This window comes from Novosphingobium aureum (genome assembly GCF_015865035.1).
Taxonomy (GTDB): Bacteria; Pseudomonadota; Alphaproteobacteria; order Sphingomonadales; family Sphingomonadaceae; genus Novosphingobium; species Novosphingobium aureum.
The window spans coordinates 348,471-373,932 of sequence record NZ_JADZGI010000002.1 but is presented as its reverse complement, the minus strand read 5'-3'; the positions used below and the strand labels follow the sequence as shown (position 1 = coordinate 373,932).

Genomic DNA, 25,462 nt, shown 5'->3' with positions numbered 1-25,462 from the left:
CCTTTGACCAAAAAACAGGGTCTCCCTTGCCCTTTTTCCATTGCTGGGCCACCTGAGCGCCATGAATTGCACCTTTCCCCGCGAATACGCCGACAGGAAGCCTGTCCATGGCCACTGACGAGTTCGAGGCCCTGCGTGCCCTGCTGCCTGCCGATGCAGCGCAGCGACTGTCTTCATTGCGCCTCGTCGACGGCGTGGCGACCCTCGTGCTCGATGCGTCCGGGCTCGATGCGCGCCAGCGTGTGGCGCTCGAGACCGGCGTGACCAAGGTGCTCGAGCGCGAAGGCGACATAAACGAGGTGCGCGTCGCCATGACTGCTGACCGTGAAGGCGGTGCTCAGGCCGGGGACCCGGGCAAACTGGCCATGCCGCGCATCATCGCGGTCGGTTCGGGCAAGGGCGGCGTCGGCAAGTCGACGCTCTCGGTCAATCTCGCCGTCGCGCTCGCCCGGCTCGGTCTCAAGGTGGGCCTCGTCGATGCCGATATCTATGGCCCCTCGCAGGCGCGCCTGCTCGGTACCGAGGACGAGAAACCGGTAGCCCACGACAAGCGGCTGGTGCCGATCGCGAGCCGCTGGGGCGTGCCGGTGCTTTCCATGGCGCACCTGACCAAGGCCGGGCAGGCGCTGGCCTGGCGCGGGCCGATGGCGGCGGGTGCACTGACCCAGTTGCTCGAGGCACACTGGGAGGATGCCGACGTGCTGGTCGTCGATCTGCCGCCGGGAACGGGCGACGTGCAGTTGACCATCCTGCACAAGTTCAAGCCGGCGGGCGCGGTGATCGTGTCCACTCCGCAGGACCTCGCGCTGATCGACGCGACGCGGGCAGTCGAGCTCTTCGCCAAGGGCAAGGTCCCGGTGCTCGGGCTGGTCGAGAACATGTCGGGTTACATATGCCCGCATTGTGGCGAGGAGAGTGATCCCTTCGGCTGCGGTGGTGCCGAAGCCGAGGCCGACCGGCTGGGCATCGCATTCCTCGGACGCATTCCGCTCGACATCGCCATTCGCAAGCAGAGCGATGCCGGCGTCCCGGTCGCGGCCGGGCAGGGGGCACAAGCCGATGCCTTTGCCGCGCTTGCCGCCCGGGTGCGCGACAGCCTCGAGGCCGTCGCACCGGCATCGGGGGGCGCTGCCTGATGGCTCTCACGCGTCGCGGTGTATTGATCGGGGCGCTGGCGGGCGGCGGGCTCGCGGTGGGCTGGATGCTGCGCCCGCGCAGCTTCCCGCTGCCGCTGCAGCCCTCCGAGGATGAGCGCGCCTTCGGGGCGTGGATAAAGATCGCGCAGGACGGCGTGGTTACGGTCGCGGTGCCGCAAGTCGAGATGGGGCAGGGGGTGACGACGCTGCTCCCGCAGATCGTCGCGTACGAACTGGGCTGCGACTGGCGTCAGGTCGCAGTCGAGCCCGCGCCGGTCAGCGCGCTCTATGCCAACACCGTGCTCGCTGCGAAGTGGAGCGAGATGTGGATGCCGCTGGCGCCGCGGCTGGTCGAGGATCCGCAGGACCTGCTCACCCGTCGCTGGGCGCAGGACAACCGCTTCAACGTTACTGCCGACGGTACCGCGCTCGCTGCCTACGAGCAGCCTGCGCGCGAGGCTGCTGCGGTGGCACGCGCGCTGCTGATGCAGGCTGCGGCGGCGCGCTGGGATGTGGCCTGGGAAGAATGCGAGGTCGATCGCGGCCTCGTCACGCACGGGGACAAGCGTTTCGGCTTCGGAGCGCTTGCCGCCGAGGCGGCGTTGCTTGACTTGCCGCTGGCCCCGCCCCTGCGTCCAGAGCCGATGTCCGAGAATCCGGGGAGCTCGGTTCCGGGCGGAGCGCTGGCCTATCCACGGCTCGATCTGCCCGCCAAGGTCGACGGGAGCTGGACTTTCGTAGGTGACGTGCGCTTGCCCGACATGCTCTACGCCTCGATCCGGCACGCACCGCTAGCGGGCTCGAGCGCGCTCGATTCGATCCGCGAGGACGCCGCGCGCGCGATGCGTGGCTATCAGCGCATCGTGAAGGGAAGCAGCGGCGATACCGCCTGGGTGGCAGCGCTCGCGCAGGACTGGTGGACAGCCGAGACCGCGCTCGCCCGCATGTTGCCGCGCTTCAGCTATTCCGAACCGGTCGAGAGCCTCGCAGTGGACAGCGCGCTCGACGATGCCTTGCGCAACTCCAGCGCCGAGAGGCTCTTTGGCAAGGGCGAAATGGATCTCGTCAGCGGCGGCCTGCCGGTCCAGATCCGGTACGAGGTCAGCCCTGCGCTCCATGCAACGATCGAGACCGCGAGCGCCACCGCGCGGCTCGAGAACGGCGTGCTCGAACTGTGGATCGGAACCCAGTCGCCGGAGACCACCCGCGCCGAGGCCGCGCGTGCTATCGGCCTCGATCCGGCGCAGGTGGTGCTCTATCCCATGGCGATCGGCGGCAGTTTCGACCGCAGGCTCGAATGCACCATTGCCGGGCAGGTGGCGCTGCTCGCGCGTGAGGCGGGCAAGCCGGTCCAGCTGACATGGTCGCGCTCGGAAGAGCAGCGGGCCAGCTATCCCCGTACGCCAGTGGTCGCGGTCATGGCTGCGCGGCCCGATACCGAGGGCGGCATCGGCGCATGGCGCGCGCGCGTGGCGGTGCCGGCCAGCGCGCGCGAGTTCGGCAGGCGGCTGTTCGGCGGGGAAAGCGCCGCCGGTGCAATCGATGCGGTCGCTGGCGATGCCGATCCGCTCGCGCTCGAAGGGGCGGTGCCGGTCTACGACATTCCCCATGTCGAGATCGACCACGTGCCTGCGCGCATCACCTTGCCGACCACCCGGCTGCGCGGCAATGCACATGGCTATACCGCCTTCTTCAACGAATGCTTCGTCGACGAGCTGGCCGCGCGCGCGGGCCGCGAGCCGCTCTCGTTCCGCATGGCCATGCTGGGCGAGGATACGCGCCTTGCCACATGCCTGCAGCGCGCGGCAGCGCTCGCGCAGTGGGACGGGGGTGTCGACCAGAGCGGGCAGGGGCTCGCCTGCCACATGATCGGCGCAGGGCGCATCGCGCTCATCGCTACCGCCCGACGCGACACCAGCGGGGTGCGCGTCGAGAAGCTGAGCGCCGCTGTCGACATCGGGCGGATCGTCAATCTCGACATCGCGCGCCAGCAGATCGAGGGGGGACTGGTGTTCGGTCTCGGCCTCGCGCTTGGCTGCAGCGGGCGCTACGTGCGCGGGCGCGTCGAGGGGCAGACGCTGGGGGCGATGACATTGCCCAGGATTTCCGAATGTCCGCAGGTTGAGATCGAGTTTATCTCGAGCGAGGCCGAGCCTGCCGATCCGGGCGAGCTTGGCGTCGCGGTCGTGGCACCGGCCATCGCCAACGCGCTGCATTCGGCCACGGGCTACCGCGCCCGTCACCTGCCATTGTTTGCCGAGGACCTGTGATGTTGCGCCCCCAAGACCATCCTGACGTGAAGACCGGCCGTGTCGGTGTGCTGCTGGTCAATCTCGGCACCCCCGATGCGCCGACTGCGCCAGCCGTGCGCCGTTACCTCGCCGAGTTTCTTTCCGACCGGCGCGTCATCGAAATTCCGCCGATCGCGTGGAAGCCGATCCTGCACGGCATCATCCTGCGCACCCGGCCGGCAAAGTCCGCCCACGCCTATGCACAAGTCTGGACCGAGGAGGGCTCTCCGCTCGCCGCGATCACGGCCGCACAGGCGCGTGCGCTTCAGGCGCGGCTGGGTGATGGTATCATGGTCGACTGGGCAATGCGCTACGGCAATCCGTCCATTCCCGACAAGTTGCAGGCGCTCAAGGATGCGGGCTGCGAGCGCGTTCTGGTAGCGCCGCTCTATCCGCAGTATTCGGGCGCGACGACCGCCTCGGTGATCGACAAGCTGGGCGATGCGCTCGCTGGAATGCGCTGGCAGCCTGCGACCCGTACGCTGCCGCCCTACTACGACCATCCTGCCCACATCCATGCGCTCGAGCGCGACGTCACCGCACAGCTGGAAAGCCTCGACTTCGTGCCAGAGGTGCTCCTGCTCTCGTTCCACGGCATGCCCGAGCGTACCTTGCATCTGGGCGATCCTTATCACTGCCACTGCCGCAAGACCGCAAGGCTTCTGTCCGAGCGTCTCGCATCGCGCTTCGGCGAGTTGCGGGTGGAGACCAGCTTCCAGTCGCGCTTCGGGCGGGCGAAGTGGCTCGAACCCTCGACCGAGGCTGTTCTCGAGAAGGAAGCCAAAGCGGGGACGCGCCGTCTTGCCATAGCCGCTCCCGGCTTCTCGGCCGATTGCGTCGAGACACTCGAGGAACTTGCGATCCGCGGGCGAGAGGTGTTCGAGCAGTCTGGCGGAAGCCAGTTCGCGACGCTGGCCTGTCTTAATGCCACAGATGCCGGGATCGACATGCTCGAAACGCTTGTGCGTCAGGAACTTGGCGGCTGGTAACAAGGATTTAATCTGAGGTTTTCTTGACCTGATCTTCTTATGTTCTACTCCTGTTCTTATGAAGGAGCACGGAGTCGAACTTATGGCGAATGCACAATTCGATGGTCTGGACTTTTCATACGCGTCGGCCGCGGGGAACGCGGGCGAAGGCGAGGCAGGGCAGGCGGGTATGCCCAGCCTTGCCATCCATGCGGATCGCGCGCACCTGCGGGCCAGCCTGAAAGAGGACGCCGCCGCAGCCGGTCTGCGGGTCCATACGGTGGGTTCGCTCGAGGAATTCTACGAATGCGGGAGCGTGGTCCTGCCCGATATCGTCCTGCTCGATTGTCCGGTGATCGATGCGCGCCGCCTGGCGGCCTTCGCGACGATCGACCAGCGGGCAGCGGCTTGCGGCACACGGCTGATCGTCTCGACGTCGGTCGAGGCGCTCGACGACATCTTCGCCTGCATGGACCAGTCGGACCCGGTACTGCTCGTCGATCCCAGTCGTGCCGAACGAGTGATTGCCCTCGGTCAGGTCCTTGCCTCCTGGCCCGATACGGCGGTTCGCGAACTCTCCGAGCAGGACCGCATGATGATGTTGCGCCTGAGCGAGCAGGTGAGCCAGATCGCCAGCCACATCGATCGGCTCGCACCGCTTTCGGGCCTTGGTGACGCCGGTTCCGGGGGCGCCCAATGTGCAGGCACGGCGCAGGCGCGCTCCGCTTTCGGCTTCGGGACGCAGACGGGCTCAAAGAGAGAAGCGCCCGAGGAATGGGAAGGCGCAGCGCATGACCCCGCGCGGCTGCCTCCGGCCCCCTTGGTGCGGCAGATCATCCGCCAGCGGCATTTGCGCGCGCGCTTTTTCGATGGCGACTTGTTCGCCGATCCGGCCTGGGAAATGCTGCTCGATCTCACCGCCGCGCGTGTCGAGGGCAAGCGCGTCTCGATCACCTCGCTGTGCATTGCCTCGGGCGTGCCGCCGACCACCGCGCTGCGCTGGATCGGGCAGATGACCGAGGCGGGGCTGTTCCTGCGGATCTGTGACGACAGCGACCGGCGCCGCGCCTTCATCGAGCTGTCCGATCGCACGCTCGATGCGATGGCCCGCTATTTTCAGGATCTGGCGCTTGTCGAGGCGATGCCGGTGTGAGGTCTGCGAGACCCTCTTGGGTGAGGGTAAAGGCTAGCTCTGGTCGGTCCCGCTTGCCCAGCGCCGGGCAATGCGTCGCAGGACCTCGCGCTCGCGCGGAAGGCGGGCCGCGTCGTTCAGCTGGCGTGTGGCGATGAGGGTGGCCTCCTCGATCGGTTCGATAAAGGCAATGCCGCACTGGTTGAGGTTGCACCACACCACTTCGCCCAGCGCCTCGTGCTCGCCCCATTCGAGCAGCACTTCGCAGCCCGGCTCGAAGCGAGCCTCGGTGAGGACCCTTGCTCCGCGTTGGGAGAGGTCGGCGAGGATGGTCTGGCGCGTCTCGCACAACGTGCTGATCCGCGCGGCGAGCCTGACGCGCAGGCGTGCGAGCTTGCGCCGGCCCGATCCGGTGATGCTCGGTTCGGCGCATCGCGCCACGCAGATGTGGCGGCGGCGTGCAGGGAACGGGTCTGCCCGGGTTTCGCTATCGGATCGATCCATGGCACCGATCATGGCGGCGGGGCACTAGCTGCGGGTTAGGGCAGCCCTAGCGAGCCGCACCTAGGCAACAAGCCTGAGGGGCGCCGCTTAAATACGGCGCTTCTCGAGCTTGCGGGCGAGGGTTCGCCGGTGCAGCCCCAGCCGGCGGGCGGCCTCGGAAATATTGAATTCGCATTCGACGAGGGTCTGGTGGATGTATTCCCACTCCAGCGTCTTGATCGAGCTGCGCCTGCCGTCGACCGGTACGCTGGCATCGCCCTGCACGCTGTGAAAGGCCGCCTCGATGTCGTCGGAATTGGAGGGTTTGGCGAGATAGTGCGCAGCGCCCAGCTTGATCGCCTCGACCGCGGTCGCGATGCTGGCGTAGCCGGTGAGAACGACGATGTGGGTGTCGGGCCAGCGCTGGTGGAGGGACTGGACCACGGTAAGGCCAGAATCGTTGCCGAGCTTGAGGTCGACCACCGCGTAGTCGAAGCCTTGCGTCGCGGTCACCTCGTCCGCCTCGCTGGCCGATGTCGCCGTGCTGACCGTATAGCCACGACGTTCGAACGAACGGCTCAGTGTGCGCAGGAAGGCCGGATCGTCCTCCACGATCAGGAGCGAGGGGGGCGGACCGTCCTCCCGGGGGGGCTCGTTGGACACAGGGGAAGTTGTTTGGGTCATGCGAGATCGTCCATGCTCAGCGCCAGGGCCTTGAGCGGGAGCACCAGTCGAACTTCGGCTCCGCCCCTTTCGCGGTTCTCGACGAGAACCCGTCCGCCCAGCTTGCGCACGACGTTTACGACGAGGAACAGCCCGAGGCCACCGCCGGGGCGCCCTTTGGTCGAGGAATAGGGCTGGCCGATGCGGTCGAGCATCTCGGGTGCGAAACCCGGTCCGCGGTCGCGAACCGTGACCTCGAGATCGCCACCCACACGTGTGATCTCGATCTCGACCAGGTCGGGCGACACTTCCTGCGCGTTGTCGATCACGTTGCCGATGACCTGGCGCAGGCCGGGGTCGGCGACGATGGCGAGGTCGTCCCCGAATTCGTCGATGAAGCGCAGCTCTGCGTGCCGGCGGCCCTGCCATTCATCGACCATTTCGCGGAACAGGGTGCGCACGGTGGTGACGGCCGGGTTTTCGCCCCGCATTTCACCCGCCGACATGAGGATGCCGCTGACGATCGTCTTGCAGCGTTCCAGCTCGGTGCGCATGTCATGCAGGTCGACGGCCATTTCCGCGTTGTCCGCGAGCTGGGGCAGGCGGGCCCAGTCGCCGAGCACCACCGATATCAGCGATAGCGGGGTGCCCAGTTCGTGCGCCGCCCCCGACGCGAGCAGACCCATGCGGATGATATGGTCCTCTTCCGCGGCATGGCGGCGAAGCTGCGCCAGCGCCTCGTCGCTCTCGCGCCGGTTGCGGTCGAGCCGCACGACGAAGAAGACCAGCAGGCCCGCAGTCAGGACGAAGCAGAACAGACTGCCGAGCAGATAGAGCCCGAAGGGATTGTCGAGATGGCGTGCGGGCAGTTCGAGCGGGATGTAGGCGAAGGTCAGAACGACCACCGCGAGGCTCGCCAGAACGGCAATGGCCCAGCTCCAGCGCGGCTCGAGAATGACCGCGCCGATGACGATCTGGAGCAGGAAGAGGAAGGTGAACGGGTTGGTCGCGCCGCCCGAATGATAGAGCTGCCAGGCGAGTACGCAGACGTCGATCAGCAGCGCCGTGAACAGCTCGGCCTGTGGGAAGTACTCGCGCCGGTGGAGGACCGTCGCCGTGGCGAGGTTGATCACCATGAGCAGCAATGGCGCGAGGAGCAGCGGTCCGACCGGCAGGCGTACGGCGAGCACCTGGGTGACCGCGACGATGGTGACCAATTGCCCGATCACCGCGACCCAGCGCAGCTGCATCAGCAAGTGGACGTTGCGCCAGCTCTCGCTATGCGCTGCCGCCGGATCGGGCGCGGTGCTCATCACTCAGCGCGCCGTCCCGCGCGTCGCCACACCAGAACGATTGCGCCTGCCGACATCAGGGCCAGCGCGAACCAGGTAATGGCATAGCCAAGGTGGTTGTCGGGAAAGTTGACCACGGTGAGGCCGGGGACAGGTTTGGGTCCTGCCGGCGTCGCCCGGGCCGGGGCGGAGGCGGTCAAGCGTTCCGACTGGGCGTCGACGAAGACCGGCAACACACTCTCTTGCACGGCGCGCGCATCGCTCAGTGCCATAACATCGCGCGAATACCAGCGGTCGTCGGCGGGCCGGTTGGCCTGAAGGAGGCTGCCATCCGGTTCGCTCGGGCGCAGTAGGCCGATTACCGTCACCTTGCCCAGCGGCACGCTCGCGCGCGCGGTGGAAAGCCCGGTGCCCGCGGGCAGGAAGCCGCGGTTGATCCAGAGTGTCTCGCCCTGGTCGGTGTCCATCGGCGTCATCGCCCAGTAGCCGGTCCCCAGTTCGGTCGCCGCACGCACCAGTGCACTGGCCTCGGCGCGATAAGTACCGGTGGCCTCTACGCGCAGGTATTCGAAGGTCGTCGTGTCTACATTCTGCAGGCGATCGGGCGAGGGCATGTCGACGGGGGTGGCATGAATCCGCGCGTCGACCCGGGCGATCAGGTCGTGTTTCCAGTGCAGGCGCTGGACCTGCCAGAAGCCAAGTCCCGCGAACAGGCACAGGGCCACAACGAGAAGCGCGGCGAGCCCCCAGGGCCGCCGCGCTTCGTTGATGGTCTCAGTCTCTGGTCCCGAAGGTGTCAGGGTACCTGTCCCATATCGTGGCTCATCGGCATCATGTTCGTATTGAGGTGATACATGACCCAGAGCGATCCGGACAGGGCAATCACGACGATGATGATCGTGAAGATCAGCGCCATGACCGTCCAGCCGTTCTCCGACTTGGTGTTCATGTGCAGGAAGTAGATCATGTGCACCACGATCTGCACGATCGCGAAGGCCATCAGCACGAGCGCTGCGCTCTGACGGTCGGCGATCGCGCCGGTCATGACGATCCAGAACGGGATCGCGGTGAGCACGACCGAGAGCAGGAAGCCGATGGTGTAGTCACGCATCGAACCGTGGCTGCCGCCATGCTCGTCGTGGTTGTCGGGCGCGGCCGGGTTGGAGTGGGCGTGGTTGCTCATCACAGCATTCCCATCAGGTATACGAAGGTGAAGACGCCGATCCAGATGACGTCGAGGAAGTGCCAGAACAGCGAGAGGCACATCAGGCGGCGCTTGTTGGCCGGGATGAGACCCTTCTTCGAGATCTGCACGACCAGCGTGAACAGCCAGATCAGGCCGAAGGTGACGTGCAGACCGTGCGTACCCACCAGCGAGAAGAACGCGGTGAGGAAGCCCGAGCGCATCGGCGTCGCGCCCTCGTGGATGAGGTGCGTGAACTCGTAGAGCTCGATGCCCAGGAAGCAGGCACCGAACACGGCGGTGACCAGCAGCCACAGCTGGGTGGCACCGGCCTTGTTCTTCTCCATCGCCAGCATCGCGAAGCCGTAGGTGATCGAGGAGAACAGCAGCATGGCCGTGTTCACCGCGATCAGCGGCAGCTCGAAGAGGTCCTTGGGGCCGGGCCCGGCGGCGAAGTTGCCGCCGAGCACGCCATAGGCCGCGAAGAGCATCGCGAAGATGAGGCAGTCGCTCATCAGGTAGATCCAGAAGCCCAGCATGGTGCTGGCGCCTTCGGGGTGATGATGCGGCTCGAGCTCGTAGAAGGCCGCAGTGAGCTGCTCGGGGCTCGCGGTCGGCTTGGGCTGGTTGCTCATGGTGTCCATCGTGGTGGCGGTCATGGCTCAGGCTCCCGCGATCACGGGCTGGCCTTTGGCCGCCGCTTCGGTCTCGGCCACTTCATCCGCGGGGATGTAGTAGTCGCGATCGTAGTTGAAGGTATGGAAGATCGCGTAGCCGATCATGCCGAGGAAGGTCAGCGCCGAGAGCCACCAGATCTGCCAGATCATCGCGAAGCCGAACACCGTGGCGATGCCGCCGATGATGATGCCGGCGCCCGTGTTCCGGGGCATGTGGATCGAGAGGAAGCCCTTGGTCGGACGCGGGGTGCCGCAGCGCTTCATGTCGTCCCAGGCGTCGATCTCGTGGATCACCGGGGTGAACGCGAAGTTGTAGTGCGGCGGCGGCGAGGTGGTCGACCACTCGAGGGTACGGCCGCCCCAGGGGTCGCCGTCGACCTTGAGCTCGTCGCGCTTCCAGATCGACCAGGCGATCTGCACGACGAAGGAACCGATACCGGCTGCGATCAGGACCGCACCAAAGGCGGCGATCACGAACCAGATCTGCAGGCTCGGGTCGTCGAACACGCGCATGCGGCGGGTGACGCCCATGAGGCCGAGCACGTAGAGCGGCATGAACGCGAACCAGAAGCCCACGACCCAGCACCAGAAGCTCAGCTTGCCCCAGCCTTCGTGCAGCTTGAAGCCGAAGGCCTTGGGGAACCAGAAGTTGATGCCGGCAAAGACGCCGAAGACAACACCGCCGATGATCACGTTATGGAAGTGGGCGATCAGGAACAGCGAGTTGTGCAGCACGAAGTCGGCGGGGGGAACGGCGAGCAGCACGCCGGTCATGCCGCCGACCGTGAAGGTCAGCATGAACGCGACGGTCCACATCATCGGCAGCTCGAAGCGGATGCGGCCGCGGTACATGGTGAAGAGCCAGTTGAACAGCTTCGCGCCGGTCGGGATCGAGATCACCATGGTGGTGATGCCGAAGAACGAGTTGACGCTCGCGCCCGAACCCATCGTGAAGAAGTGGTGCAGCCACACGAGGTACGAGAGGATGGTGATGACCATCGTCGCGTAGACCATCGAGGTGTAGCCGAACAGGCGCTTGCCGCAGAAGGTCGAGACGATCTCGGAGAAGATGCCGAAGACCGGCAGGATGAGGATGTAGACCTCGGGGTGACCCCAGATCCAGATCAGGTTCACGTACATCATGGCGCTGCCGCCAAAGTCGTTCGTGAAGAAGTTGAAGCCGAGATAGCGGTCCATCGAGAGCATCGTCAGCACCGCGGTGAGGACCGGGAAGGCAGCGACGATCAGGATGTTGGTGCAAAGCGCGGTCCAGGTGAAGACGGGCATCTTCATCATGTTCATGCCGGGCGCACGCATCTTGACGATGGTACAGATCAGGTTGACGCCCGAGAGCAGCGTCCCGACGCCTGCGATCTGCAATGACCAGATCCAGTAGTCGACACCCACGTAGGGGCTATAGGCAATCCCCGAAAGCGGGGGATAGGCCAGCCAGCCGGTCTGCCCGAACTCGCCGATGAACAGCGAGGCCATGATCAGCGCCGCGCCCGAGGCCGTCATCCAGAAGCTGAAGTTGTTCAGGAACGGGAAGCTGACGTCGCGCGCGCCGATCTGCAGCGGCACGACGTAGTTCATGAACCCGGTCACGAACGGCATCGCGGCGAAGAAGATCATGATCACGCCGTGCGCGGTGAAGACCTGGTCGAAGTGGTGCGAGTTGAGATACCCCTCGCTGCCGTTGAAGGCCATGGCCTGCTGGAGACGCATCATGATCGCGTCGGCAAAGCCGCGCACGAACATGACCAGACCCAGGATCATGTACATGATCCCGATCTTCTTGTGGTCCACGCTGGTGAACCACTCCTTCCACAGGTAGCCCCAGACCTTGAAGTAGGTGAGGGCGGCGACGAGGGCGATACCGCCCACCATGACGCCGGCAAAAGTGGCCCAAACGATCGGGTCGGGCGGGATCGCGTCCCACCACAGGCGGCCCAGCAAGGGGCTCCAGTGCGAATGATCTACGGCTTCGATGGCCATGGTGCTATCAGTTCCGGGTAATCGAGGAGGGGCGAGCCGGGGTGCTCGCGGCGTCGGCCTCGCGGCCGTTGAGCGAAATGGACTGCGGAGCCTTGAGGTCCGAGCCCGAGAGCGCGCTGAGGTCCGAGGGCGCCTCGACGGTATTGTCGATCACGCTGCCGGGCGCCTGCTTGCACAGGGCGCGGACCCAGGCCAGCTCGCGCTGGACGGCTGCGGACGGGTTCGCGGTGGCGCTCGTGGCGGCATCGCGGCCGTACTTGTCGTAAGTCAACATCTCGACGTTGCGGATGCCGGCCTTGCCGAGGCCGCCGCGTGCGTCGATCGCCATCATCTCGCTCATGCACATCTTGCCGGGCTCGACACAAAGGTCGACGACCTTGCCGAACAGGTCGGCATCGACATTGGCATAGTGCATGACCGGGGTGTTCTCGCTCGGCTTCTCGAGTTCGAGATAGGTCGCGGCATCGAGGGCACCGGCAGCGGACTTGTCGTCGCCTGCCTTGACCGAGGAAGCCCAGGCGGCGAAATCGGCCTCGGTCACCGAGCGGGTGTTGAAGCGCATGCCCGAGAAGCCCGCGCCCGAGTAGTTCGCCGAGAAGCCGACGAAGTCGTCGCCGGTCTTGTTCATCACCGCGTGCAGGCGGGTCTCCATGCCGGGCATGGCATAAATCTGGCCGGCCATCGCGGGAACGTAGAACGAGTTCATCACGCTCGAGGCGGTGATGCGGAACTGCAGCGGGCGACCGGTGGGAACGACCAGTTCGTTGACCGTGGCGATGCCCTGTTCGGGGTAGATGAACAGCCACTTCCAGTCGAGCGCGACGACGTCCACCTCGAGCGGCTTCACGTCGGAGGCGAGCGGGGTCTTGTCGTCGATGCGACCGATCGTGCGGTAGGGGTCGAGCAGGTGCGTGCTGGTCCAGGTCAGCGCGCCGAGGCAGATGATGATCAGCAGTGGCGCGGCCCAGATGAGCAGTTCGAGCTGGGTCGAGTGATCCCAGTCCGGCTCGTACTTGGCTTCGGTGTTCGAGGCGCGGTAGCGCCAGGCGAACACCGCGACCGCGAGCATCACCGGAGCGACGATCAGCAGCATCAGGACCGTCGATATCACGACGAGGTCGCCTTGCTGCTGCGCGACGTCACCGGCCGGCTTGAGCACGACGGTGTTGCAGGCTGAAAGGGCGCCCGTCAGTGCCAGTGCGGCAGCAGTACGGGCGACAGGGGCTCGGGCCAGCGCGGCAGGAAGGCGCGGCATCTTTCGGGACTCGGGAGAGCGCATGACGCGTCGCCTAGGACCGTGCTGCGAATGCGAACATAGGACATTTTGTCCAATCCCCTTGATCGCGATCAATGACGATAGGGCGCGATAACTCCGAACGGGCGCGCCTTGCGTCCGCCTTTGATTCGTCCCGCGACGGGCCTTGGCACACGATCCCGTGCAGCAAGGACCGGACCACTGCCGGGACCTGGATAATGAAGGCCGCGAATACCGAGATGAGCACTTCCACCCCGACCCGCGATGAACTCGGGCTTCCGATTTTCAAGGCGCGCCACGAAATCTCGCCCGGCGAGATCTCGATCGGCGTGATCATCGGACGTACCTCAGAGTTCTTCGACTTCTTCGTCTACGGCATCGCCTCGGTGCTGGTGTTCCCGGCACTGTTCTTCCCCTTCGTCGATGCGCTGACCGGCACGATCTACTCCTTCGCGATCTTCGCGCTGGCCTTCGTCGCACGTCCGTTCGGTTCGCTCTTCTTCATGATGATCGACCGGGCCTATGGGCGCGGGACCAAGCTGACGATCGCGCTGTTCATGCTCGGCGGTTCGACTGCGGCGATCGCGTTCCTGCCGTCCTACGACAGCGCGGGTAACACCGCGATCTGGCTGCTGGCGCTGTTTCGTCTGGGTCAGGGCTTCGCGCTCGGGGGTACCTGGGACGGCCTCGCTTCGCTGCTCGCGCTCAATGCGCCCGAGGAAAAGCGCGGCTGGTACGCGATGGTCCCGCAGCTCGGTGCGCCGTTCGGACTGATGGTCGCGAGCGCGCTGTTCGCCTTCATGGTCGCTTCGCTGCCCGCCGAGGACTTCCTCGACTGGGGCTGGCGCTATCCCTTCTTCGTTGCTTTCGCGATCAACGTGGTGGCGCTCTTCGCTCGCCTGCGCATCGTGGTCACCGAGGAGTTCGAGCACCTGTTCCAGTCGCGCGACCTCCAGGCGGTCAGCGTGGCATCGACCATCCGCGACGAATGGAAGACCATCGTGATCGGTGCCTTCGCGCCGCTCGCCAGCTTCGCGCTGTTCCACATGGTCACCGTTTTCCCGCTGTCCTGGGTGTTCCTGTTCACCGCCGACACGCCGATCAGCTTCCTGCTGATCGAGGCCGTCGCGGCAGCCTTCGGCGTGGTCGCGGTGCTGGCTTCGGGTTACCTTGCCGACAAGTTCGGTCGCCGTACGCTGCTTGGTTCGTGCGCGGTGGGTATCGCCGTGTTCTCGGGCTTCGCTCCCATGCTGCTCGACGGGGGCATGTTCGGCGAGATCCTGTTCATGGTGCTCGGCTTCATCCTGCTCGGCCTCGCCTTCGGCCAGTCCTCGGGTGTTGTCGCCACCGGCTTCGCGACCGAGCACCGCTACACCGGCTCGGCGCTGACCAGCGACCTTGCATGGCTGTTCGGTGCAGGCTTCGCGCCGCTGGCCGCGCTGCTGCTCTCGGCCAACTTCGGCCTGCTTGCCTCGGGTGCGTATCTGTTCTCGGGTGCGATCGCGACGCTGCTGGCCCTGTGGCTCAATCGCGAGCTTGCCAGCCGCAAGTAAGCGGCAGGCATCTGCCTGATCGAAAAAGCCGTCCGGCCAGTGTCGGGCGGCTTTTTTCGTATGGGGAACCGGTCTCGGCGGTCACAGCGTTACGCGTGAACGGCACATACGACTTCGCGCGCTCATGCAGTGCATGGCGCGTCGTGCTTCGATCAGAATGTAGTGAGGATGGAGGCCCGAGCCGGGCTTCCAAATGCACGCAAAAACGATAGTTTCAGACGTCTAACCGGCAAGCTTTCGCCTGCGCGAAACTGCGGCGTTCCGGCACGACTGTCTAACCCTGAACTGCCTCCCGATGCCAACGAAAAAGCCCCCGTTCCGCTGGCAGGCGAAACGAGGGCTGAAACCATTTGCGTGGAGGCGAACGGCGCTGTCGAATATACCGGAGACGGGAGGTCAGCGCAATGACCGATCAGTCTCTCACCTTCACCGAAGCGCGCCAGATTGATCCTATCACGACGCTCATGGGGCCGCTGCCTGCGAGGGAGCGTGATCTTCGTCTCAAGCTTCACCATGCGGGCAACCTTGCGTCATGCATGGCCTACGAGACTGAGAGCCCACTGGCCCGCGATTTGTGCTGGATGGTGTGCGAGTTGACCACAACCTGGAAGTTTGCACCCGCCCACGTCGATACTCTTGAGAGGATCGCGAAGCTTGCCAAGCGCCTGACGATTTGTGCCAACGATGCCTTGCTGTTCGAGGCAGGCGTATGAATTGGGACGATATTGAGCGCCAGGCAGAAGACGCCGAGCGTCGCCGCAAACTGCGTATTGTTGACGGGACGGAAGGCAATCAGGCGCCACGGCTTGCCTCGCTTAACCTTGCCGAATTGGCAATGACCCTCGCGGAGGCACCTGTGTTTGCGATTGAACGTGTTGCGCCCCTTGGCGAGGTGACGCTTTTCACCGGCCCCGGCAGTTCCGGCAAATCACTGTTGGCCCAGCAGCTCGCCACTTGCGCAGCCGCTGGCCTTAACTGCCTTGGGTTGGAGGTCATGGCCTGTCCGACCCTCTACGTCACTTGCGAGGATGGCCCGACGCACCTGCACTACCGTCAGGAGCGGCTTTGCGAGGCGCTGGACGTCCCGATGGCGAGTCTTGCCGGTAAGCTGCATCTGGTCAGTCTGCGCGGTGCGCTCGACAATGAGCTTGAGTGCAAGGACGACAAGGGCGTCTATGGACCTTCGCCAGCTTTCCACCGGCTTGCTGAGACAATTACAGCTACGGAAAGCAAGATCGTCGCGATCGACAATGTGGCGCATTTGTTCGCCGGGAACGAGAACGACCGCCATGACGTAACCCGCTTCGTCAACCTGCTGAACCGCTTGGCGTCGCAGACTGGCGCAGCGATCATCCTTGTCGGGCATCCGAACAAAAGCGGCGACACCTACAGCGGATCGACGGCATGGCTCAATGCGGTCCGCTCGCAAGTTTGGATCAATCGTGTCGTCGACGATGAAGGGAACGAGAACGACAAGGACGTGCGCGCGCTCACGATCGGCAAGGCGAACTATGCGGCGCCGGGTGAAGCGTTGCGCTTCCGCTGGCACCAGTGGGCGTTCATCTTGGAAGGCGAGCTGCCGTCTGACCAGCGCGCCGAGATTGCTGAGATCATCAAGGCTAACGGTGAGGTCGAGATCTTCCTGCGCTGCCTCAGGGCACGCATGGAGCAGGGCGAAGGGCGCGAAGTGGGCCCCGCCCCAGGACCGAACTATGCGCCATCGCAGTTCGAGGGAATGCCTCAGGCAAAGGGCCTGAAAAAGGCTGCGCTCAAGAGGGCTATGGAGCGGTTGTTCATGATGGGCAAACTCACGACAGCAACCGTTGAGCGCCCCGGCAAATCAGCCCAAAAAACTATCCTCGTGGAGGTTCCCGAACGCTCCCCGAACGCCTCCCGAACACTCGTCCCGAACGATCCCGAACCCCGTCCCGAACGCCCCCGCACACACACCCTTATACCTAAAGGTATAAAGGGGGCTGGGCCTGGGGCCCCCAGCCCCTCCTCTGATACCTCCATTGAATCGGGCTGGTCGCCCGATGAGTCTTTTGATGATGAGGGAGGCAAGCGGTGAGCATCACTGAAACGCTGATGGCAAACGCTTACCCTGCCGTGCTGATCGAACTTTGGGCAGGGACTGATGGCTGGCCTTGCTACAAGCTCAACCTCTGCCTTGGCCCTGACGCTGAGCCGTTTGGCGATGGCATCGAGTACCCAACTTTTTGCTTGGCGAAGGATGCTGCCGAAGACTTCGGAGCGTTCATTCTCCCTGGTCGCTTCGATGTGGTCGACATGACGATGGAGGCGTTGGGTGCGTAACCGAGCATGGCCCTACAACACGGTGCGGTGGCGCAGACTGCGTGAAGCACACCTGTCGCTTGAACCCATGTGCCGCCATTGTGCGAAGCGTGGCGCGCTGACCATGGCCAGCCATGTCGACCACATCAAGGCTATCAGCGAGGGTGGCGCGCCTTTCCCCGGTCACGACGGACTGCAAGCGCTCTGCCTGCCCTGCCACAGTCGGAAGACGGCGCGAGGTGGCGAGGCAGGTGCGGCCAGCACGACCAAGCCGATGAAGGGTTGCGATGCCGATGGCAATCCGATCGACCCGGCTCACCCTTGGAAATCGCTCAGGGCTGAGGCCCATGTAGCGCCGTCGAGCCTTGAAACTCAGTTAGTTCGGGGAATCCGCCGTGGGTAAGCGTGGACCTGGAGCCTCTCGGCTGCGCGCCGCTGCGAAGGCTGCGCCGGTCGCTCAGACCGATGTGACCGGCCTGCCGATGTTCGCGAGCTTCGAGCCCTCGCCAGCCTTGGCGATGATGGCTGCCCACCCTTGGGAAAAGGACGGGATGCCGGAAGCGGATCGCGTGATCGCCTTCCTTGAGACGCTCCCGATCGTGTCGGGGCTGAAGGCTGGTGAGGCGCTCGAACTGATCGAGTTCCAGCGCCAGTTCATCCGGGGAGTGTACGAGCCGCGAGATCGTGACGGCAACCGTCTGGTGCGCCTCGCAGCGCTGTCCGTGGCGCGCGGCAATGGCAAGTCCGCCCTGCTGTCCGGCCTCTCGCTGGCACACCTGCTGGGCCCTTGCTCGGAAGCCTACGGGGAGTGCTATGCCGCTGCCCTCGATCGCGAGCAGGCCGGTGTGCTCTACAACCAGGCGCGGGCCTACATCGAGGCAACGCCTTGGATGGCGGCTCGGGTCAATATCCGCGACTGGCACAAGGAAATCATCGACGAGGACAGCCAGTCCCGCTGGCGTGCGCTGACCTCCGATGCTCGCAAGGCGCATGGCCTCGCGCCGTCGTTCTGGATCGCGGACGAGGTGGCGCAGTGGCGCAGCCGGGAGCTTTGGGACAACCTTGCCACCGGCATGGGCAAGCGCACGTCGGCGCTGGGCGTGACGATCAGCACGCAGGCGGCCGATGACCTCCATTTCTTCTCCGAGATGCTGGACGCAGAGCCAGTGCCCACGGTTTACACCCAGCTGCACGCAGCGCCGAACGAGTGCGCTCTCGACGACCGAGAGGCCTGGGCGGCGGCTAATCCGGCGCTGGGCGTGTTCCTCAACGAAGATCAGTTTGCCGATGCAGCGGCACGCGCCAAACGCTCGCCCTCGTTCCAGCCCTCGTTTCGCCTGCTCCAGCTCAACCAGCGCATTGCCGCCGAAGGGCGGTTTATCGAGCAGCTCGATTGGGATGCGAACAGTGAGCCTTTCGACGCGACCGAGCTGGAAGGGCAGGTGTGCTACGGCGGCTTGGATCTGTCGAGCACCCGCGACCTTACTGCGCTTGCGCTCTACTTCCCGCACGCCGGCAAGGTTCTCGTCTGGCACTGGCTGCCCTATGACACGATCCCGGCGCGCGTGGATCGCGATCGCGTGCCTTACGACCGATGGGTTGCCGATGGCTGGGCGCAAGCGACGGTTGGCAACGCCCGTGACGATCTGGCGATCCTGATGCAGCTCGCCGACATTCGCAGCCGGTACGACGTGCGCGGCATCGCCTTCGACCGCTGGCAAATCGAGCGCCTAAACAAGCTGCTGAACGACGAGGGGATTGACTTGCCGATGACCGAGTTCGTCCCCGGCTTCAAATCCTACGCGGCTGCGGTGGACGCGTTCGAGACTGCCCTGCTGACGCGCAAGCTGCAGCACAACGGCAATCCCTTGCTGCGCTGGCAGGCGGGCAATGTGATCGTGGAAACCGACCCGGCAGGCAACCGCAAGCCTACCAAGGCGAAGTCATATGACCGGATCGACGGCATCGTTGCCACGATCATGGCCTGCGGTGCAGCGGCGGTCGATGAGGGCCCCCAGGTCTATCGGGGCGAAGGGCTCATGTGGATCTAAGCTAGGGAAACTAGCCTAACCCCGATCTCTCATGTCGCCTTCCCGCAGTTCGATAACCTGCTTGATAAGGCGTTTCACCGTTTCCTCATCGATGTCGAGAACAGCGCCATCCCCCGCGACAAAGGAATTCTCAAGGCGCGAGACGATTTCTGCGTTCATGCTGCGATTGCTGGCTTCGGCCGCGCGCTGCACTTGCTCTTTCAATCCCGGCGGCATCCGAAGACCAAAGGGCGGTATCTGTTTGGGCGATTCGCTCATAACTACATTTTGTAGCGAGCGCCTCTTGACGAGCAATGCCGACTAAATGTAGCTAGCTTCTAATAGAAGCTATGAGGTGGCTATGTCGGAGAAACGAATTCCCCCGTTTGGATTGCGGATGCCGCGCGACTTGCACGATTCCATTCGTCGGCGCGCCGCGAGCAATCAGCGGTCCATGAACAGTGAGATCGTATTTGCGCTGCGTGAGTACGAGCAGAAGGCTTCGAGCCGCGCGGCATAGGCCGGGCTTCAAAACGATAAACCGGCGCGGGGCTCTAACCTCCCGCACCGGCTCTAACCTCAACCGATCGCAAGGAGATCGATAATGGCTAACGCCCACATACAGGCGAATTCCGCCTGCGGCAATCTCATTCCCTTCCCCAAACCTCGCCTTCGTTTCGGCGTTCCCGCGTTTGATCCCGGCAATCCTGCTCACGTTCGGGCATGGGAAACGATGTGGGACTTGGCTCAAGTCGAGTTGCGCCGCTCGCTTCGGAACGGGAGGGCTTAAGATGGGCGCCTATAACCCGCTGTTCATCCCTGAATTCAACCCTGCGACCCTTGCTTTCCCGCCGCAGCGATCAAAGATCGAGGCGCTTGTGGAGCAGCTTATTGACATGCTCGACCGCTACGACGGCGATCCCGACGTTGAACTGAATGGCGACGAGGAGGACAGCGACGGCGCCGAGCTTGGCGATCAGTCATGGGCCGAATGGCACACGCTGCGCAGGCAGCAGCAGCGCGCAGGGCATGGCCTGATCGCCGGTTACGAGGACGACGAGGAGGACGATGCCGCCGAGGAAGACGACCCCAGTGGCGACGTGGCCTACGAGGATGAGCCCTCCGGGCACCGCCAGGCTTGGTGGGGGCAGGGCCCCGGCTGTCCTATCAGTGATCCGGGCGAAGTGAGCTGAGATCGAGTTATCCCCCGGCGCCGAACCTCGCCGGGGAACCTTGCTTGCTATCTGAATTTAGGTTTGCTAAATCCAAAACCAAGAATGGAGTTGGGTATGCAGACAGTAGCTCAGACAGTTGAAATCGTCAGTTATGTGACTGCGACCCCGGCTAACAGGGTTAGCCAGCTCGCCCGCAATCTGATCACCGCAGGAATTCTCCCGAAGTCGTCCGGACGTGACGTGAAGAAGGTCGACGGCGGCGCATTGATCGGTTTGCTGGGGGCGGTGGCATACTCCGACAACATTGCCGCTGCCTCCGGCATCGCTGCTGCGCTCATGAACTTGCCGCTGCGGATTGACGGCGAAGCCGGTGAAGCAACTCTGGCTTCCGTTTTTGCCCAGTCGATCGCGTATGACGATTGGGAAGGCGCCGAGCTGGAATTGTCGAGCGTTGCAAGCGGGTACACTGCAACCATCAGGGGGCAGATCGTGATGGGCACGTTGGCGCTTACCGGGGAATTCCCTTTCTGGAAGGTCAAGTCGCAGGGTGGCTGGGTGAAGCGTTCGTTTGTGATCGACCGCAGTGGCATCGAGATTTTGCGCAACCTCTTCCGCCGGGAAGACCTCAACGGAATGGAATTCAAGTGATCACGAAATCGCCGCTCCCCACGGCGTCCTCCGCCGCGTTTGGCACTGAGGAAGGGGTGCACCCCATGGGGGCGAATAACCATCGCCGCGAGGCAGAAGGCAATCACTGCGCGGGGGCCTCGCGCCCCCGCCAGCTTGAAGGAATGAGCGTATGAAGACCAGTGACCTGATCGAAGCGAGGGGCGCGATTGTCGCTCGCATGACCGCTGCCGACGCAGCTGACGACAACGCGGCTTTCGACGCGGCGACCGCCGAGCTGGCCGCCCACGACGTCAAGATCGAGCGCGCCAAGAAGATCGACGCCGCCGAGCGCTCCGAAAGCGGGCGAGTCCTGGCAGGCGGCAGCGGCGAGTTCGCCGAGCTGCGCAATCAGTCGCTGCGCGAGACGCTGGCCTACAAGATCGACCCGACGAGCCTTCCCGGCGAGACCCGTGCCAAGGTCGAACGCGAACAGGCGATGCTCGTCGAGCGCGCGGGCAAGAAGCCCGAGGGCGTCCACATCGCGACCGAGCTGTTCGAGAAGCGCGCTGTGCAGACGACCGCGAACAGCGGGGCGATCCTGCCGACCGACTTCCGGCCTGATCAGTTCGTGTCCGCGCTCACCGCGAGCACCGTTCTCAACGCCCTTGGCGCCACGACCCTTTCGGGCCTCACCGGTAACGTCGAGATCCCGCGCGAGACCGGCTCGCCTGCCGTGGGCTGGGTGGCCGAGAACAGCGCGCTCCCGACCGGCAACGCCACGTTCGATTCGCTGACTCTCTCGCCGCATCATGTGGGCGTGATCAGCGAGATGAGCCGCAACATGATCATGCAGGCCAGCCCCTCGATCGAGATGCTCCTGCGGCAGATGATGGCGCGGGATATTGCGCTGGAGATCGACCGCGCGGGCCTCAACGGTTCGGGCATCGGAGCGGAGCCGCGCGGGCTGCTCAACGATCCCGACATTGACGACGTGGCGTTCACGACCGACCTGTTCGACCTCACGGCGGATATGATGGCGGCGGCGGACCTGGCGAACGTCATGGGCGGACGCGGCTTCCTCTCGACCAACAGCGTCAAGGGTAACGCCATGCACCTCCGCGACGGCGACGGGCACGCGATCACGCTTGCGGAGACCTTCCACAACGAAACCGCGCTGTTCACCAATCAGGCACCGAACGACCTGGGCACCGGCAATGACGAGCACGCGCTGGTGTATGGCTACTGGCCCGACTTCCTCATCGGCATCTGGAGCCAGCTCGACATTCTCGTGAATCCCTTTGCTGAGACTGCCTACAGCAAGGGCAACATCCTCATCCGCACCATGGCAACGGTGGATTTCGGCGTTCGCCGTCCCGCCTCGTTCGTCAAGGCATCCGGCGTGACGGCCGTCTGATGGTAGTTGCGGCAACCCTTGAGCGGCGGGCCTTTTCCGAGGTTCGCGCCGCTGGGCGGCGGCTTGAGGGCTATGCCGCCACTTTCACCGGCATGGCCGACTTGGGGCGTTTTCGGGAGCGCATTGCCCCCGGAGCGTTCCGCGCTGCGCTGTCCGGCGATGTTCTCGCCCTGCTCGACCACGACGCAGGCAAGGTGCTGGGGCGCACGCGCTCTGGCACCTTGCGCTTGTCCGAGGATGCCCACGGCTTGAGCTTCTCGCTCGACCTGCCCGATACTCAGGCGGGCCGCGACGTGCTCCTGCTTGCCGAGCGCGGCGATCTGGGCGGCATGTCGTTCGGCTTCACCGTCCCCGAGGGCGGCGATAGCTGGGATGGCACGACCCGCACGCTGCGCTCGATCGCCCTCAAGGAGATCAGCGTGGTTTGCGCCTGGCCTGCCTATGAGGGAACTGAGATCGCTTTGCGCTCCATGGAGTGGGGAACGAAACGGCAACGCCGCGCTCGCGCCCTCAAGCTTGCGGAGGCGCGCAGATGGGCCTGATTGATCGCATGGCGTCCTTCATGGGCTACGAGCGGAGGGACGATGCCTCTCCGCTCGATCCTTCGTGGCAGGCAGTTGCGTCCAACGTCGGCTATCCGAGCGTGATGAGCGCACGCATGGCCGAGAACCTTTCGGCGGTTCTGGCCTGCGTCAATGCGATCAGCACGGCGCTCGCCTACGTCCCCGCGCTGGTTTACCGCCGCGAGGGCGACAACCGGACCGAAAGTCTCTCGCACCCGGTTTCCCGACTTGCACGCGGCCAGCTGGCCACGCGCATGACGTGGCCCGACGTGATCGAGCACTGGATTGCATCGGCGCTGCTGACCGGCAACGGGCTTATCGAGATCGTGCGCAGCGGCAACGGTCAGCTTTCCAACCTGATCTTTGTGCCGTGGCAGTATGTGACCGTGCAGGAGCTTTCCAGCGGTCGCCTCGCTTATGACGTTGGTGACGGCAAGGGCTCCATGCGCCGCTTGCTGGAAGGCGAAGTGCTCCACCTGCGAGATCGCACGGACGACGGCCTGCTGGGCCGCTCCCGCCTGTCTCGTTCCGCCGATACCGTACAGGGCGTGGAGCTGGCCAACCGCCACGCGCGCGAGTTCCTGCGCAACGGTGCATCGCCCTCCGGGCTCATCGAAGTTCCGGGCACTCTCACCGCCGACCAGCGTGACACCTTGCGTAGCCAGTTCAATGGCCGCCATGGTGGCGCCGGGAACGCGGGCAAGACGCTGGTGCTCGACGGCGGGATGACCTTCAAGCCTGCCCAGATTTCGCCTGAGGATGCGGAGCTTCTCGAAACCCGCCAGTTCGGCGTGATCGAGATTTGCCGCCTCTACGGCGTTCCGCCGCCGATCATCCAGGCATACGAGAACAACACCTTCACCAACGCGGCGCAGGCCGGGTTGTGGTTTGCCACGTTCTGTCTCTCGCCTTGGGCACGCAAGATCGAGGCCGAATTTGCCCGCTCGCTGTTCCCGGTGGGCAGTTCATACGAGCTTGAGCTGGATCTGTCGGGCTTCCTGCGTGGCGATCCTGCGACCCGCTGGAACGCCCACAAGATCGCAATCGACACCGGCGTTCTTGACCCGGAGGAAGTTCGCCAGGTCGAAGGCTGGAACCCGCGAGCAACGGAGGTGCAGACCAATGGCTGACCTTGTTACCCTTGCCGAGGCGAAGCTCTGGCTGCGCATCGATGGCGATGACGAAGATAGCACCATCTTGCTGCTTATCGCCGCCGCGTCTGAGGCAGTGTTGACCACCGCCGATGGCTGGGATGGCACTGGTGAGGTACCCGCGCGCCTCAAACTCGCGTGCCTCGCGCGCATCGCTGTGTCCGACCAGGACCGAGCAAACGTCAGCGCCGGCACTGGCGAAGATCGCCTTGTGCAACCCTTCAGGGCGTTGGACGTCTAATGACTGCCCGCGCCCCCTTCAAACAAGCCGAAGTAACCAAAGCCCTCAAGGGCGCGGTTGCTGCTGGCATGAAGCCGCGCGGCGTTAGTATTGATCATATGGGTCGAATTGTTGTCCTCTTCTCCGATAACTTGCTGAACGAGCTTAGTCTCGGCAATCCTTGGGACGAGGAGTTCACGCAATGACGCGCCAGCGTCTTCGCTCCAATCGTTTTCTTCCTGAGTACGTCTCGCGGTTCAAGGATAGGCACGGCAAAGAGCGCCTTCGCTTTCGGCGCAAGGGCTATCCCTCGCAGTACTTCACCGCAGCCTTGGGCACTGAGGCATTTCGTGAAGAGTATCGCCGCTTCAATAGCGCGGAAGCTGTTGCGCAGGCGCGAGAGGACGCGCACGCCGCAAACACGATCCCTGGCAGCATTGGCGACCTGCTGCGGCGCTATCTTGCTATCCCTGAGAGGCTTGGCCCGAGTGCGACGACGCAGACCAAGGTTCGCCAGATACTTGAGCGTTTCGCGCAGGGCCGCGAGGACCGGCCCGTTAAGGCGATCCGCTTCGAACATATCGACGCCATCATTGCGAAGGCTCGGATCAAGACGGTCGATGCCAACGGGCGGAAGGTGGGGGGCATCGAGGCTGCGCGCAAACTGCGAAAGGAATTGCGCAGGTTTTTCGCGTTCGCTCGAAAGCTGGGCTGGTTGACGACCAATCCAGTCGACGACACGCAGCAAGTGAGGGTTGCTCCTGGCGATCAGTCCACCGGCTTTTACACCTGGAGCGAGGACGACATCGCAATTTATCGCAACCGGTGGGCGCTCGGAACGAAGCAACGTCTTGCCATGGAGCTGATGCTCTGGACCGATCAGCGCAAAGTCGATGCAATCCACCTTGGACGGCAACACGTCAGCGGCGGCAAATTCGTCATCCGGCAGAGCAAAACCGGTAAGCTGTTGCGCCTTCCTATCGCACCGCAACTGGCGGCTGCGATTGACGCCATGCCCCCTAGTGATGCCATGTGTTTTCTAGTGACCGAATGGGGCAAGCCTTTTTCGGTCAAGGGTTTTGGCGGTTGGTTTCGAGAACAGTGTGACGCGGCGGGCCTTCCGAAATGCACGGCGCATGGGCTGCGCAAGGCGACGATGAGGCGCATGGCTGAGCTGGAAATGCCGAACAAGACGATGAAGTCTGTCAGCGGCCACAGCAAGGACGATGAGGTTGCTCGCTACACTGCTGCCGCCAATCAGGAGCGGCTTGCGGAGGGTGCAATAAGCCGCCTTGCCGAGTGGGAAATGTCTAACCTCGATCCAAGGTTAGACACTAATTCAGCAGAAGGAGCTGAAAATGGGCGATAATTTGGAAA

The 25,462-nt window shown here is 64.3% G+C and carries 28 protein-coding genes; 19 read left to right on the top strand and 9 right to left on the bottom strand.

Annotated elements, in window-relative coordinates; genetic code table 11:
- Positions 1-107: 107 nt before the first annotated feature.
- The 4 genes from I5E68_RS14875 to I5E68_RS14860 all read left to right on the top strand — a co-directional run bounded on the left by I5E68_RS14875 (position 108) and on the right by I5E68_RS14860 (position 5,548).
- The gene (locus I5E68_RS14875) at positions 108-1,136 is read left to right on the top strand and encodes an Mrp/NBP35 family ATP-binding protein (protein ID WP_197165349.1); all 1,029 of its coding nucleotides are present in this window, start codon (positions 108-110) and stop codon (positions 1,134-1,136) included.
- Positions 1,136-3,406 carry a xanthine dehydrogenase family protein molybdopterin-binding subunit gene (locus I5E68_RS14870; RefSeq protein WP_197165347.1) on the top strand — a complete coding sequence of 757 codons (2,271 nt, stop codon included), beginning with the start codon at positions 1,136-1,138 and terminating at the stop codon, positions 3,404-3,406. The genes I5E68_RS14875 and I5E68_RS14870 overlap by 1 nt, the downstream gene beginning before the upstream one ends.
- Positions 3,406-4,416, top strand: coding sequence for a ferrochelatase (gene hemH, locus I5E68_RS14865; RefSeq protein ID WP_197165345.1), 1,011 nt, complete (start codon positions 3,406-3,408; stop codon positions 4,414-4,416). Before I5E68_RS14870 ends, hemH begins: the two co-directional genes overlap by 1 nt.
- A gap of 82 nt (positions 4,417-4,498) precedes the next feature.
- Complete coding sequence (locus tag I5E68_RS14860; RefSeq protein ID WP_440590241.1) at positions 4,499-5,548, top strand: MarR family transcriptional regulator; 1,050 nt, start codon at positions 4,499-4,501, stop codon at positions 5,546-5,548.
- A gap of 33 nt (positions 5,549-5,581) precedes the next feature.
- Here I5E68_RS14860 and I5E68_RS14855 read toward each other — a convergent pair whose 3' ends face one another.
- The 8 genes from I5E68_RS14855 to cyoA all read right to left on the bottom strand — a co-directional run bounded on the left by I5E68_RS14855 (position 5,582) and on the right by cyoA (position 13,099).
- The gene (locus I5E68_RS14855; protein WP_197165343.1) at positions 5,582-6,031 is read right to left on the bottom strand and encodes a PilZ domain-containing protein; all 450 of its coding nucleotides are present in this window, start codon (positions 6,029-6,031) and stop codon (positions 5,582-5,584) included.
- 87 nt (positions 6,032-6,118) lie between these two features.
- Positions 6,119-6,673, bottom strand: coding sequence for a response regulator transcription factor (locus I5E68_RS14850; RefSeq protein WP_323982185.1), 555 nt, complete (start codon positions 6,671-6,673; stop codon positions 6,119-6,121).
- Positions 6,674-6,690: 17 nt separating this feature from the next.
- Positions 6,691-7,986, bottom strand: coding sequence for an ATP-binding protein (locus I5E68_RS14845; RefSeq protein ID WP_197165339.1), 1,296 nt, complete (start codon positions 7,984-7,986; stop codon positions 6,691-6,693).
- Positions 7,986-8,690 (bottom strand): SURF1 family protein, encoded by a 705-nt coding sequence (locus tag I5E68_RS14840; protein WP_323982184.1) that lies wholly within the window; start codon positions 8,688-8,690, stop codon positions 7,986-7,988. The genes I5E68_RS14845 and I5E68_RS14840 overlap by 1 nt, the downstream gene beginning before the upstream one ends.
- Positions 8,691-8,761: 71 nt before the next feature.
- Complete coding sequence (cyoD, locus tag I5E68_RS14835; RefSeq protein ID WP_197165337.1) at positions 8,762-9,148, bottom strand: cytochrome o ubiquinol oxidase subunit IV; 387 nt, start codon at positions 9,146-9,148, stop codon at positions 8,762-8,764.
- Complete coding sequence (gene cyoC / locus I5E68_RS14830; RefSeq protein ID WP_197165336.1) at positions 9,148-9,807, bottom strand: cytochrome o ubiquinol oxidase subunit III; 660 nt, start codon at positions 9,805-9,807, stop codon at positions 9,148-9,150. Before cyoC ends, cyoD begins: the two co-directional genes overlap by 1 nt.
- Before the next feature lie 3 nt (positions 9,808-9,810).
- A complete protein-coding gene (gene cyoB, locus I5E68_RS14825; RefSeq protein WP_197165335.1) occupies positions 9,811-11,820 on the bottom strand; it encodes a cytochrome o ubiquinol oxidase subunit I in 2,010 nt (669 codons plus the stop codon).
- A 7-nt stretch (positions 11,821-11,827) separates the two neighbouring features.
- On the bottom strand, positions 11,828-13,099 hold the full coding sequence (cyoA, locus tag I5E68_RS14820; protein WP_197165334.1) for a ubiquinol oxidase subunit II: 1,272 nt from the start codon (positions 13,097-13,099) through the stop codon (positions 11,828-11,830).
- Positions 13,100-13,314: 215 nt separating this feature from the next.
- On the opposite strand from cyoA, the gene I5E68_RS14815 reads away from it, so the two are divergent.
- The 6 genes from I5E68_RS14815 (at position 13,315) to I5E68_RS14790 (ending at position 18,974) form a co-directional block, all read left to right on the top strand.
- A complete protein-coding gene (locus I5E68_RS14815) occupies positions 13,315-14,628 on the top strand; it encodes an MFS transporter (protein ID WP_197165692.1) in 1,314 nt (437 codons plus the stop codon).
- Positions 14,629-15,032: 404 nt separating this feature from the next.
- A complete protein-coding gene (locus I5E68_RS14810; protein ID WP_197165333.1) occupies positions 15,033-15,341 on the top strand; it encodes a hypothetical protein in 309 nt (102 codons plus the stop codon).
- The gene (locus tag I5E68_RS14805) at positions 15,338-16,699 is read left to right on the top strand and encodes an AAA family ATPase (RefSeq protein WP_197165332.1); all 1,362 of its coding nucleotides are present in this window, start codon (positions 15,338-15,340) and stop codon (positions 16,697-16,699) included. Before I5E68_RS14810 ends, I5E68_RS14805 begins: the two co-directional genes overlap by 4 nt.
- Complete coding sequence (locus tag I5E68_RS14800) at positions 16,696-16,944, top strand: hypothetical protein (protein WP_197165331.1); 249 nt, start codon at positions 16,696-16,698, stop codon at positions 16,942-16,944. Before I5E68_RS14805 ends, I5E68_RS14800 begins: the two co-directional genes overlap by 4 nt.
- Before the next feature lie 67 nt (positions 16,945-17,011).
- A complete protein-coding gene (locus I5E68_RS20445; RefSeq protein ID WP_369122930.1) occupies positions 17,012-17,326 on the top strand; it encodes an HNH endonuclease signature motif containing protein in 315 nt (104 codons plus the stop codon).
- Between the two features lie 64 nt (positions 17,327-17,390).
- On the top strand, positions 17,391-18,974 hold the full coding sequence (locus I5E68_RS14790; RefSeq protein ID WP_323982183.1) for a terminase large subunit: 1,584 nt from the start codon (positions 17,391-17,393) through the stop codon (positions 18,972-18,974).
- Between the two features lie 15 nt (positions 18,975-18,989).
- Here the strand turns inward: I5E68_RS14790 and I5E68_RS14785 are convergent, their stop codons facing one another.
- Positions 18,990-19,232: an Arc family DNA-binding protein gene (locus I5E68_RS14785; protein ID WP_197165328.1), complete on the bottom strand. Its 243-nt coding sequence runs from the start codon at positions 19,230-19,232 to the stop codon at positions 18,990-18,992.
- 82 nt (positions 19,233-19,314) lie between these two features.
- On the opposite strand from I5E68_RS14785, the gene I5E68_RS20440 reads away from it, so the two are divergent.
- The 9 genes from I5E68_RS20440 to I5E68_RS14740 all read left to right on the top strand — a co-directional run bounded on the left by I5E68_RS20440 (position 19,315) and on the right by I5E68_RS14740 (position 25,454).
- The gene (locus I5E68_RS20440; protein WP_197165326.1) at positions 19,315-19,473 is read left to right on the top strand and encodes an Arc family DNA-binding protein; all 159 of its coding nucleotides are present in this window, start codon (positions 19,315-19,317) and stop codon (positions 19,471-19,473) included.
- Between the two features lie 271 nt (positions 19,474-19,744).
- Positions 19,745-20,146 carry a hypothetical protein gene (locus I5E68_RS14775; RefSeq protein WP_197165324.1) on the top strand — a complete coding sequence of 134 codons (402 nt, stop codon included), beginning with the start codon at positions 19,745-19,747 and terminating at the stop codon, positions 20,144-20,146.
- Positions 20,147-20,242: 96 nt separating this feature from the next.
- Complete coding sequence (locus I5E68_RS14770; RefSeq protein WP_197165322.1) at positions 20,243-20,776, top strand: hypothetical protein; 534 nt, start codon at positions 20,243-20,245, stop codon at positions 20,774-20,776.
- A gap of 151 nt (positions 20,777-20,927) precedes the next feature.
- Positions 20,928-22,151, top strand: coding sequence for a phage major capsid protein (locus tag I5E68_RS14765; RefSeq protein WP_197165319.1), 1,224 nt, complete (start codon positions 20,928-20,930; stop codon positions 22,149-22,151).
- Positions 22,151-22,693 carry an HK97 family phage prohead protease gene (locus tag I5E68_RS14760; protein ID WP_197165317.1) on the top strand — a complete coding sequence of 181 codons (543 nt, stop codon included), beginning with the start codon at positions 22,151-22,153 and terminating at the stop codon, positions 22,691-22,693. Before I5E68_RS14765 ends, I5E68_RS14760 begins: the two co-directional genes overlap by 1 nt.
- A complete protein-coding gene (locus tag I5E68_RS14755; protein ID WP_197165315.1) occupies positions 22,684-23,844 on the top strand; it encodes a phage portal protein in 1,161 nt (386 codons plus the stop codon). Before I5E68_RS14760 ends, I5E68_RS14755 begins: the two co-directional genes overlap by 10 nt.
- Positions 23,837-24,106, top strand: a complete 270-nt coding sequence (locus I5E68_RS14750) for a head-tail connector protein (RefSeq protein ID WP_197165313.1) — start codon at positions 23,837-23,839, stop codon at positions 24,104-24,106. The genes I5E68_RS14755 and I5E68_RS14750 overlap by 8 nt, the downstream gene beginning before the upstream one ends.
- Positions 24,106-24,291, top strand: coding sequence for a hypothetical protein (locus I5E68_RS14745; protein ID WP_197165311.1), 186 nt, complete (start codon positions 24,106-24,108; stop codon positions 24,289-24,291). Before I5E68_RS14750 ends, I5E68_RS14745 begins: the two co-directional genes overlap by 1 nt.
- Positions 24,288-25,454, top strand: coding sequence for a tyrosine-type recombinase/integrase (locus tag I5E68_RS14740; protein WP_197165309.1), 1,167 nt, complete (start codon positions 24,288-24,290; stop codon positions 25,452-25,454). Before I5E68_RS14745 ends, I5E68_RS14740 begins: the two co-directional genes overlap by 4 nt.
- Positions 25,455-25,462 lie beyond the last annotated feature (8 nt).

Bases quoted from the DNA above. Each gene is read 5' to 3' on its own strand.
- I5E68_RS14760 (WP_197165317.1), top strand. From the start codon at position 22,151: ATGGTAGTTGCGGCAACCCTTGAGCGGCGGGCCTTTTCCGAGGTTCGC.
- cyoA (WP_197165334.1), bottom strand. From the start codon at position 13,099: ATGCGCTCTCCCGAGTCCCGAAAGATGCCGCGCCTTCCTGCCGCGCTG.
- I5E68_RS14870 (WP_197165347.1), top strand. From the start codon at position 1,136: ATGGCTCTCACGCGTCGCGGTGTATTGATCGGGGCGCTGGCGGGCGGC.
- hemH (WP_197165345.1), top strand. From the start codon at position 3,406: ATGTTGCGCCCCCAAGACCATCCTGACGTGAAGACCGGCCGTGTCGGT.
- I5E68_RS14770 (WP_197165322.1), top strand. From the start codon at position 20,243: ATGCAGACAGTAGCTCAGACAGTTGAAATCGTCAGTTATGTGACTGCG.
- I5E68_RS20440 (WP_197165326.1), top strand. From the start codon at position 19,315: ATGTCGGAGAAACGAATTCCCCCGTTTGGATTGCGGATGCCGCGCGAC.
- cyoB (WP_197165335.1), bottom strand. From the start codon at position 11,820: ATGGCCATCGAAGCCGTAGATCATTCGCACTGGAGCCCCTTGCTGGGC.
- cyoC (WP_197165336.1), bottom strand. From the start codon at position 9,807: ATGACCGCCACCACGATGGACACCATGAGCAACCAGCCCAAGCCGACC.
- I5E68_RS14750 (WP_197165313.1), top strand. From the start codon at position 23,837: ATGGCTGACCTTGTTACCCTTGCCGAGGCGAAGCTCTGGCTGCGCATC.
- I5E68_RS14755 (WP_197165315.1), top strand. From the start codon at position 22,684: ATGGGCCTGATTGATCGCATGGCGTCCTTCATGGGCTACGAGCGGAGG.
- I5E68_RS14810 (WP_197165333.1), top strand. From the start codon at position 15,033: ATGACCGATCAGTCTCTCACCTTCACCGAAGCGCGCCAGATTGATCCT.
- I5E68_RS14740 (WP_197165309.1), top strand. From the start codon at position 24,288: ATGACGCGCCAGCGTCTTCGCTCCAATCGTTTTCTTCCTGAGTACGTC.
- cyoD (WP_197165337.1), bottom strand. From the start codon at position 9,148: ATGAGCAACCACGCCCACTCCAACCCGGCCGCGCCCGACAACCACGAC.
- I5E68_RS14775 (WP_197165324.1), top strand. From the start codon at position 19,745: ATGGGCGCCTATAACCCGCTGTTCATCCCTGAATTCAACCCTGCGACC.
- I5E68_RS14815 (WP_197165692.1), top strand. From the start codon at position 13,315: ATGAGCACTTCCACCCCGACCCGCGATGAACTCGGGCTTCCGATTTTC.
- I5E68_RS14845 (WP_197165339.1), bottom strand. From the start codon at position 7,986: ATGAGCACCGCGCCCGATCCGGCGGCAGCGCATAGCGAGAGCTGGCGC.
- I5E68_RS14860 (WP_440590241.1), top strand. From the start codon at position 4,499: ATGGCGAATGCACAATTCGATGGTCTGGACTTTTCATACGCGTCGGCC.
- I5E68_RS14765 (WP_197165319.1), top strand. From the start codon at position 20,928: ATGAAGACCAGTGACCTGATCGAAGCGAGGGGCGCGATTGTCGCTCGC.
- I5E68_RS20445 (WP_369122930.1), top strand. From the start codon at position 17,012: ATGTGCCGCCATTGTGCGAAGCGTGGCGCGCTGACCATGGCCAGCCAT.
- I5E68_RS14745 (WP_197165311.1), top strand. From the start codon at position 24,106: ATGACTGCCCGCGCCCCCTTCAAACAAGCCGAAGTAACCAAAGCCCTC.
- I5E68_RS14805 (WP_197165332.1), top strand. From the start codon at position 15,338: ATGAATTGGGACGATATTGAGCGCCAGGCAGAAGACGCCGAGCGTCGC.
- I5E68_RS14855 (WP_197165343.1), bottom strand. From the start codon at position 6,031: ATGGATCGATCCGATAGCGAAACCCGGGCAGACCCGTTCCCTGCACGC.
- I5E68_RS14875 (WP_197165349.1), top strand. From the start codon at position 108: ATGGCCACTGACGAGTTCGAGGCCCTGCGTGCCCTGCTGCCTGCCGAT.
- I5E68_RS14785 (WP_197165328.1), bottom strand. From the start codon at position 19,232: ATGAGCGAATCGCCCAAACAGATACCGCCCTTTGGTCTTCGGATGCCG.